The following is an 8,523-nucleotide window of genomic DNA, read 5'->3' as shown; positions in this document are numbered from 1 at the left end:
GGTGCGTGGGATCCAAAAAAACGAGCTGGCCGCATCACGGCCGAGATCGGTGGCGACACAAGCACCGCCGCATGGACAGGAGTATTATCGCCGTCGAACAGGCTCTCCCAGCTCTTGGTGATCCTCATTTCCCGCCGACAAACGTCGCCGAACTCGTTCTTCCCCTCGATCGTGATCGTCCATTCCACCGCCATCGCTTCGTCTCCGAAACAAAGCAATGCTGATGGACTGCGCAGGCCTAACAACTCGTAATCGACCCCAGAGAAATTACCGGTCTCGAGTGTGATGATCACTTCGCAAATGCAGTTAAATTGAGAATCCGGTCGTCGGGATTCTCACAATGCCCAACCCGAACGAATCAGGAGCATTCTTACTTCTAACTGCCAAGCAACACATGGGATGGCCTCAACGTCCGCCGGTACTGGTTCCCTCGAAATAGGCCGCGTGCAGTGCTTCCGGGCTCATTCGCAACTGCTCGGCCGGCCCATTGAACGCGACCTTGCCCAGGCGCATCACCATCGCCCTGTCGGCGAGAGAGAGGGCAACTTCGGCGAACTGCTCCACGATCACGATGCCCACGCCTTTGTCTTTCAGGCAGCGGACGGTCGCTGCAAGCCGCTTGACTACCAGCGGCGCAAGTCCGAGCGACATCTCGTCGATCAGGAGGAATGAGGGACGCGACATCAGCGCGTGGCCAATAGCAACCATCTGCTGCTGGCCGCCGGACATGGTGCCGGCCAGCTGCTTCCTGCGTTCGGAAAGTTCCGGGAAAAGCTCGTAGACATCGGACAGAGCGGCATCGACTTGGCCGGCCGGCAGGATGCTGGCTGCGGCGCGCAAATTGTCCTCTACGCTCAGCTGCGTGAGCACGCGATGACCTTCGGGCACGGCGGCGATCCCAGCCTTGCGGATCTGGTCCGGCGCCAGGCCGCGGATCGAGCGCCCATCTACGTTCACCTCCCCCGACTGCACCGGCAGCATCCCGGCCATCGCCAACACGAGTTCCGACTTGCCAGCGCCGTTCGCGCCCAGAACCGCCAGTACCTTGCCTCGCTCAGCCGCCAGGCCGACACCAGAGACGACGGTCTTGGAGCCGCGCCGAACCGTCAGATCAGCGACCTCGAGCATTCACGCGCCCTCTTCCGCGATGCCCAGGTAGGCAGCCCTCACCTTTGGATCCTCCAGGACCGCCGCGGTCTCACCGCATGCTATGCGGCGGCCGAAATCGAGCACCAGCGTCTGCTCGCAGATACGCGAGATGAGGTCGACGTCATGGTCAATCACCAACGTCTGCGCGCCCGTCAAGACGGCGATGCTCAGGATGAGGTCCCCCAGGTGTGCCGTTTCGGACGGACCTAGACCTCCCGCCGGCTCGTCGAGTACCACCAGGCGCGGACGGCCGACCAGGCAGCGTGCGAGATCCGTCAGCCGCCGTTCGTAGGTATTGAGCTCCGAGGCGGGCGTATCCGCGCGTGCCGACAGCCCGGTCACGTCGAGCGCACTGTCGAGGTCCGCCCGCTTCTCGGTGCGCGTTCCCGGAAGCGCATCCAGCAGCACCTGCAGATTGTCGGCGACGCTGAGGTCATCCGCGATCTGTTCCTGCTGGAAGCAGCGGCGCAGGCCCCATCGGGTCCGCCTATGCGGAGACAGGCCGCCAAGGTCGACTCCGTCCACGCAGACCCGGCCGGTGGCGCGGAGGAAGCCCGAGATAACGTTCATCGTCGTCGTCTTGCCCGCGCCGTTTGGTCCGATGATGCCGCTGACCGGCTTCTCGAAGCGCGCCGAGACGTGGTCGAGCGCTGTCACGCCGCCGAACTTCACCGTGAGCTTCTCGAGCTCGATCATTTCGCCCACCTCGGCAGGGCGGCCCTGATCTGGCCGGCGATCCCCTCGGGAGCGGTCATAATGGCGTGCAGGAGCGCCGCGCCAAAGATGACCAGCGCCAGGTCCGGATTGAGACCCCAGTCGTTGAACAGCGCCGGCAGCACCCGGTAGAGGATGGCGGCGATCACAGCGCCCGGCCAGCTCCCGGCGCCGCCGACCACCGCGAGCGCGAACAGCATGATCGATTCCGGTGCGCGGAAGGTCGCCGCGTCGAGCAGCCCGATCGAGCCGGCGAGCAGCCCGCCGGCCAAGCCGGCCAGCAGCCCGGACAAGGCGAACGCCCATGCCTTGTAGAGAGTGACATTGACCCCGGACGCCATCGCGGCCGCCTCCGAGCGGCGGATCATTGCCCAGGCGCGACCCGGAGCGCCTCGCCGGTGCAGTTCGATGAGCAGCATGCCGAGCGTCGACACGACGATCGCGTAGCGTAGATAGGCGCCGTCCTCGATGGCCAGCACAGGACGGCGGAAGGGCGCCGCGACCGAGGGCATGACACCCCAGAACCCCTCGCCGCCATTCGGAAAACGGAACGTGGAAAGCACGATCTCGATGCCGCCGGCCGACATCAGGGTGATGAGGGCGAGGTAGAGCCCGCGCATGCGCAGCGCCGGCAGCGCCAGAAGCATGCCGAAGGCGGCGGTGACGACACCGGCCGCGAGCAGGTTGAACTCGAAGGGCAGGCCGAGGCCATGGTTCATCCGCAGCGTCACCCATCCGCCCACGCCCATGAGCCCCACCTGCGTTAGCGAGACCATGTTGAGACGGGCATACATCAGGCCGATGCCGGCGGCGGCCAGCGCGAAGCACGCCGTCGAGGTGAAGATCAGCACCCACTGGCTGCCGACGAGCACCGGCAGGAAGACGGCGGTGAGGGCGGCGAAGGCGAGCCCCGCGATCCCGGAGGTCGAATACGCCACTACTGATCTCCCGCGAAGAGAGGACGGCGGCCGCGCTGCATCCACATCAGCACCAGCGCGGCGATGACGAACGGCGCCATCGACCGCACCGACTTGAAGGTCGGCGACAGGGTCATCAGCGATTCGATGACGCCGATGGACAGTCCGCCGACCAGCACGAGGCCGAGGCTATGCAGCCGGCCGCAGATGGCGGCGGCGATGCAGGGAATGACTAGGAAGGTGATGATAGTCGGCTCCAGGCGGACCAGATCGCCGAACATCAGCCCGGTGAAGCCCGCGATCGCGCCGGCAATGCCCCACGCCTGCGTCTCCACCCGCAGGATCGGAACGCCGAGCAGGGCCGATAGGTCGCGGTCGTTGGCCAGCGAGCGCATCTGCAGGCCGACCCGTGTCCAGGCGAGGAAGAGCGATATGCCGACGACGATGGCGACGGCCGCGCACGCGACGATCAGCCGGGTCACCGTCACGCGCAGGCCCAGGATGGTCACCCCTACCTCGTCCGTCGGAAGGGAGAACTTGCGCACGTCGTCTTCCCAGAGGAAGGCCGTCACTCCAAGGACGATCAGCGCGAGGCCCAGGGTAGCCACCGCCTTGACCACGGGATCGCGCCAGGCGAGCCGCGGGGCGATCAGCCGGCCGTAGATGAGCGACAGGCCCGTGGCGACGCCGATCGCTGCCAGCCAGGTCAGGGGCGCCGGCCATCCCCTGACATCGAGCTGCCAGGCGAGCATCACGCTGAAGGCTCCGATGGCGCCGGCACCGAGATTGAGGACTCCGGTGGCGCGGTAGAGGACGACCAGGCCGATGCCGCCGAGCGCGTAGAGCGAGCCGACCGCGAGCCCGGAGACCACGAACAGGCCCACGATCTTGGCCGGCATGGCCCAGGTCAGCGCGGTCATGATCGCCGCCATCAGGACGACATAGGCCGACACGGATTGAATGTGCTTCTGCATCGTCGCCCCCAGGGGACGCCCGGTCCGCTCTCAGCGCGGACCGAGCGAGCCGACATGTCGGTCAGCGCAGTCCGAACTTCTTCTCGGCCTCGATCAGGGGCGCGAAGTAGGGACCCTCGTATTCGTAGCATTCGCGAACGACTTCGAAGCCGGCACCCGACACTTTGACCATGGTGCCCGCGTGGTTGGGCATATGACGGTCCACCTCGCCGACATAGTAGGGTCCGCAGATCAGATCGCTCCTGTAGCCGGCGATCGCCTTGATCGCCGCGGTGACCTTTGCGCGGACGTCGATGTCGCCAGGGTCCATCGCCTCGAGCATCTGGGTGAAGAACTTGGCCGACAGGTAACCGGCTTGGCTGAACGTGTCGCGCGGATCCTCGGCCTTGGCGTAGGCGTCCATCACCGAGAGCCAATGCACGTTGTCAGGGCCGGTACCGTCGAAGGGGGTGAGTTCGGCGTTGACGAACATGGCGCCGTCCCAGTACTCGCCGAGCGCGCCGGGCACCGAGCGGTCGTAGAGCGGCGTCGAGCTGATCCATTTGTAGGTGTCGCGGATGTCCTGTTCCTTCGCCGAACCCAGGACAGCAATCGCGAGGCCGGCCGGCAGGTTGACCAGCATCGTGTCCGCACCGGACGCGATTGCTTCGAGAAGGCCGGAGTTGACGTCCGGCGCCGCCGGATTGAGCAAGACCGACGATCCCGCGAGGCCCTTCGACGCCATGTATTCCTCGACCGCGCCGCACGACCAGTTCCCGACGGAGGGGATAGCCAGGCCGATGCAGGAGATGTTCTTCGCGCCGAGTTCCTCGACGGCATAGATCGCCGCTCCGACCGAGGAGGCCAGCGGCCCCTGGTTGGTGGAGACGATGCTCGAGCTCTCGAAGCACTCCGAGACAGCGCACCCCGAAGCCATCGCCATGATGTTCTCCCTGGCGTAGAGCGGCGCGTTGACGCTCATTTCCACGAACGAGGCGTTGCCGACCATCGCGACCACGCCTTCGTCGCGCACCAGCTTGGACGCCGCCTGGCCCGCGAGCTCGGGGTTCCACTGGTCGTTCTCGATCATGTACTGGACCGGACGGCCGTGGATGCCGCCGCTGGCGTTGACGCAGTCGAAGAAGGCCTTCGCCGCGTCGGTCGCCGACGAGAAGTCGCCGGGCGCGGCATTTCCGAAGATGCCGCCGACCTTGATCGGCGCGCCGGTCGCGGCAGTGCCGTTGCCGGCGCCGCATCTGGGCTTGTCCTGCGCCGCGGCCGTTCCCGACAGAGTCGCGGCGCCGAGCACCGCCAGCCCTAGAACCAAAAGTCTCTTCATCGTCTCCTCCCTCAGTGTCCCTGCTTGATCAGGGGTTCAGTGATTCCTTCCCCGCGATGAAGCGTGCCCCCCTCTCGGCAATCATCATCGTCGGCGCGTTGGTGTTGCCCGAGATCAGCCGCGGCATGATCGAGGCGTCGCAGACCCTGAGGCCGCGAGTCCCCCGCACGCGCAACTCAGTGTCCACCACGGCCATCCGGTCGGAATCCGGTCCCATCTTGGCCGTACCGGCGGGATGGAACACGGTCTTCGCGGTCTGGCGCACATAGTCGCGCAGCCGCGCCGGGTCTTTCTCGACCCCGGGCTCCGGCAGGGCCAGCCGCTTGACGATCCGGGCCAGCGAAGGCGCCTCAAGAATCTCGATGGCCTTGCCGACGCCGCGTACGAGCACCTCGAGATCGTCCGGATCGGAGAAGGAGCCCGCGTCGAAAAGCGCAGGATCCTTCGGGTTCGACGAACGCAGCTTGACGCTGCCGCGCGACTTCGGCCGCAGGAAGCATGGACCGATGGCAATGCCGTGTTGCGGGATCGGCGCCCGGTCGACCCAGCCGACCATAAAGGGCAGGACGTGGAACTGGATGTCCGGGATACCCGCGTCGGACACGTCGATGAACGCCCCGCTTTCCACGACGTTCGAAGTCAGGAGACCAGTGCGGGTGGTCACGTACTGAAGCATGTGCCGGACGGCAGTCAGGCCCTTGTCCTGGCCGAAGATGGAGACCGGATCGATCGTCTCGCCCTGGACTGTCGATTCCAGATGGTCCTGGTAGTTTTCGCCGACGCCGGGGAGGTCAGCCACCACGGCGATCCCGTGCTGGCGTAAATGTTCCGCGGCCCCCACGCCTGAAAGCTGTAGCAGTCGGGGGGTCTCGATCGCCCCGCGCACAGGATCACCTCACCGCCGGCTTCGTATGTCGTGCTGTTTTCGAGCTGCACGCCGGTGGTGCGATTGCCCTGGAAGGTGACGCGGGCCACCCTTGTCTCGGTCAGCACGGTGAGGTTGCCGCGCTTCTCGGCGGGGCGCAGGAACGCCTGCGCCGCGCTCCAGCGGCGACCGTCACGCGTTGTCGTCTGATAGAACCCGACGCCTTCCTGCAGCGCGCCATTGAAGTCGGGGTTGTACGGGATGCCGGTTTCCTGCGCCGCCCTGATGAAGGCGCGCGACAGCGGATGATGGAAGCCGGTTTCCGAGACGTGAAGCTCGCCGGAAGTGCCGTGATATTCGCCCGCGAGTTGCATATTGTTCTCGAGGTCGCGGAACACCGGCAGAACGTCAGAATAGCTCCAGCCGCGGTTGCCGTCCTGTGCCCAGCCGTCATAGTCTTGGCTCTGGCCGCGAACGTAGATCATGGCGTTCACCGACGACCCGCCGCCGAGGACGTGTCCCTGCACCACGATCGCGGGGCGGCCGTTCAGGTGCTTCGACGGCTCGCCGACATAAGCGACGATGTCGCGCCCCTTCTCGATGACCTTGAAGAAGGTAGCGGGAATGTTGATCCAGCGGTCGGCGTCGCGGCGGCCGCTCTCGATGAGCAGGACACGCACGCCCGGATCCTCGGACAGGCGATTGGCGACCACACAGCCGGACGAGCCGCCACCGACGATGATGTAATCGAACTTTTTCAATGCCATTGCGATCGCCTCAGCTGAAGACGACCTGAATGTCGGTGTATTCGGCGAGCCCTTCCTCGCCGAACTCAACGCCGAGGCCAGATTTCTTGACGCCTCCGAACGGCGCATTGGGCTGGATGGCGCCGTGCTTGTTGATCCAGACGGAACCGCACTGCATCCGGCGGGCCACCTGCTTCGCTTTATCGATGTCCTTGGACCAGACCGAGCCGCCGAGTCCGTTCGGGCTGTCGTTCGCAGCCGCGATCGCCTCCTCCAGATCGGTATAGCGGATGATCGGAAGGGCCGGTCCGAACTGCTCCTCGGCGACGAGCGGATCGGCGTTGTCGAGGTCGGCAATGATTGTCGGCGGGAAGAACAATCCCCCACCGGGTTCGCCGCCGAGCAGCACGCGTCCCTTGCTCCGGGCCTCGGCGACGAGCCGCGATACCTTGTCGAACTGCAGCCGATTGTTGACCGGTCCGAGCACGGAACCCTCGTCCAGCCCATCGCCAACGGGGATGTTGCGCGCATAGGCGACAAGGGCGTCGCAGACCTGGTCGTAGACGTCGTCGTGGACGTAGAGCCGCTTCATGGCCGCACAGGTCTGGCCGTTGTTGATGAAGCTTCCCCAGAACAGGCCCTCGGCGATCGCCTTCGGGTCGACGTCGGGCAGGACGATGCCGGCATCGTTGCCGCCGAGTTCGAGGGTCAGCCGCTTCATCGTCTCGGCAGCCGACATCATCACCTTCTGTCCGGTCGAGCACGAACCGGTGAAGACGATCTTGGCAATATCCGGATGGGACGACATCGCGGCTCCGATGTTGTGCAGCCGGTCATCCGAGGCGACCGCGTTGACCACGCCGGCGGGGAGAACCTCGTTCATCAGCTCGACGAGGCGCAGCGTCGCCAGAGGGGTATACGGCGACGGCTTGACCACTACGGTGTTGCCGGTGCGCAGCGCAGGCAGGATGTGCCAGACGGCGATCATCACCGGGAAGTTCCACGGCGTGATCGAGCCGACGACACCGAGCGGATTACGATGCATCTCTACCCGGCCCTCGTTGTTGTCCTGGAGGACCTTCATCGCCAGCGACAGGTTGGACGTGTAGCCGGCCCAGGCCTGGGCACCGCCGATTTCCCACCGCGAACCTAGCCCGCCGAGCGGCTTGCCCTGCTCCTTGGTGAGGAGAACAGCCAGTTCCTCGGCATGCTCGCCGATCTTGGCGGTGACGGCCTCGCAGGCCGCGCGTAGTTCACCGTCCGGCGTCTTCGACCAGTCCTCGAACGCGGCGCGCGCCGCTCCGACGGCGGCGTTGAGGTCGGCCGGCGAGGAGTTGGGCGCACGGCCCACCTCTTCGTCCGTCGATGGATTGTAGACGCCGAACGTTTCCGCAGCCGCGACACGCGCGCCGCCGATCATCATGCCGTAGTCGGGCATGGCACTCCTCCCTTGAAATTCTCCTCAATGCCACGATGCGAGAGAGTGGGGAGCTTGTCTTGAAGGTCAGCGACGGGCGGCTTGGACTCGGACGACAGGACGCCTGATTTCGTCGATTGCGTCGAAATCCCTTCTGCTGCATCCTTTCGGGCCATGCTGACCCAAGTGCCCTCGGCCAAGCTGCCGATCGAGCAGTTTCGCAGTGACCTGCAGCGTGTCTGCGGACAGTTTGACGCGCGTCCTGGAGACAGCCGGGCGACGACGCGCGGCGCGGTTCAGATCGAGGGCCGTGCCGGTCTGGAGATGGCGCATGTCGCGACCGACGTCCAACAGATCGTCCGCACGCAGCAGAACATCCGCCGCGACGGCGGCGAGAACTACTTCCTGATCATCCAGGAAGAA

Annotated in this window: 8 protein-coding genes and 2 pseudogenes; 1 reads left to right on the top strand and 9 read right to left on the bottom strand. The window is 65.6% G+C overall.

Annotated features, from left to right (window positions below):
* The 9 genes and pseudogenes from G6N73_RS33310 to G6N73_RS33275 form a co-directional block, all read right to left on the bottom strand.
* On the bottom strand, window positions 1–293 hold a 293-nt coding region (locus tag G6N73_RS33310), incomplete at its 3' end, for a hypothetical protein (protein ID WP_165034173.1).
* Window positions 294–405: 112 nt separating this feature from the next.
* Entirely contained in the window at window positions 406–1,128 is a 723-nt protein-coding gene (locus G6N73_RS33305; protein ID WP_165034172.1) for an ABC transporter ATP-binding protein, read from the bottom strand.
* Window positions 1,129–1,845 carry an ABC transporter ATP-binding protein gene (locus G6N73_RS33300; RefSeq protein WP_165034171.1) on the bottom strand — a complete coding sequence of 239 codons (717 nt, stop codon included), beginning with the start codon at window positions 1,843–1,845 and terminating at the stop codon, window positions 1,129–1,131.
* A complete protein-coding gene (locus G6N73_RS33295) occupies window positions 1,842–2,801 on the bottom strand; it encodes an ABC transporter permease subunit (RefSeq protein WP_165034170.1) in 960 nt (319 codons plus the stop codon). Before G6N73_RS33295 ends, G6N73_RS33300 begins: the two co-directional genes overlap by 4 nt.
* Entirely contained in the window at window positions 2,801–3,754 is a 954-nt protein-coding gene (locus G6N73_RS33290) for a branched-chain amino acid ABC transporter permease (protein ID WP_206079231.1), read from the bottom strand. Before G6N73_RS33290 ends, G6N73_RS33295 begins: the two co-directional genes overlap by 1 nt.
* A 61-nt stretch (window positions 3,755–3,815) precedes the next feature.
* Entirely contained in the window at window positions 3,816–5,072 is a 1,257-nt protein-coding gene (locus G6N73_RS33285) for an ABC transporter substrate-binding protein (RefSeq protein WP_165034169.1), read from the bottom strand.
* A gap of 28 nt (window positions 5,073–5,100) precedes the next feature.
* The gene (locus tag G6N73_RS37625) at window positions 5,101–5,871 is read right to left on the bottom strand and encodes a GMC family oxidoreductase (RefSeq protein ID WP_343044834.1); all 771 of its coding nucleotides are present in this window, start codon (window positions 5,869–5,871) and stop codon (window positions 5,101–5,103) included.
* A gap of 39 nt (window positions 5,872–5,910) precedes the next feature.
* Window positions 5,911–6,704 (bottom strand): annotated as a pseudogene (locus tag G6N73_RS37620) (GMC family oxidoreductase); the annotation flags it as partial.
* Window positions 6,705–6,714: 10 nt separating this feature from the next.
* On the bottom strand, window positions 6,715–8,121 hold the full coding sequence (locus G6N73_RS33275; protein WP_165034168.1) for an aldehyde dehydrogenase family protein: 1,407 nt from the start codon (window positions 8,119–8,121) through the stop codon (window positions 6,715–6,717).
* Window positions 8,122–8,274: 153 nt separating this feature from the next.
* Between G6N73_RS33275 and G6N73_RS33270 the strand changes: the two are divergent.
* Window positions 8,275–8,523 (top strand): annotated as a pseudogene (locus G6N73_RS33270) (hypothetical protein); the annotation flags it as partial.

The sequence above is a fragment of the Allomesorhizobium camelthorni genome (assembly GCF_011045125.1).
GTDB lineage: Bacteria > Pseudomonadota > Alphaproteobacteria > Rhizobiales > Rhizobiaceae > Allomesorhizobium > Allomesorhizobium camelthorni.
This window is presented reverse-complemented; position numbering and strand designations above follow the sequence as displayed.

Excerpts from the sequence above, each read along its gene's own strand:
- G6N73_RS33305 (WP_165034172.1), bottom strand. The coding sequence starts at position 1,128 with ATGCTCGAGGTCGCTGATCTGACGGTTCGGCGCGGCTCCAAGACCGTC.
- G6N73_RS33300 (WP_165034171.1), bottom strand. The coding sequence starts at position 1,845 with ATGATCGAGCTCGAGAAGCTCACGGTGAAGTTCGGCGGCGTGACAGCG.
- G6N73_RS33290 (WP_206079231.1), bottom strand. The coding sequence starts at position 3,754 with ATGCAGAAGCACATTCAATCCGTGTCGGCCTATGTCGTCCTGATGGCG.
- G6N73_RS33285 (WP_165034169.1), bottom strand. The coding sequence starts at position 5,072 with ATGAAGAGACTTTTGGTTCTAGGGCTGGCGGTGCTCGGCGCCGCGACT.
- G6N73_RS33275 (WP_165034168.1), bottom strand. The coding sequence starts at position 8,121 with ATGCCCGACTACGGCATGATGATCGGCGGCGCGCGTGTCGCGGCTGCG.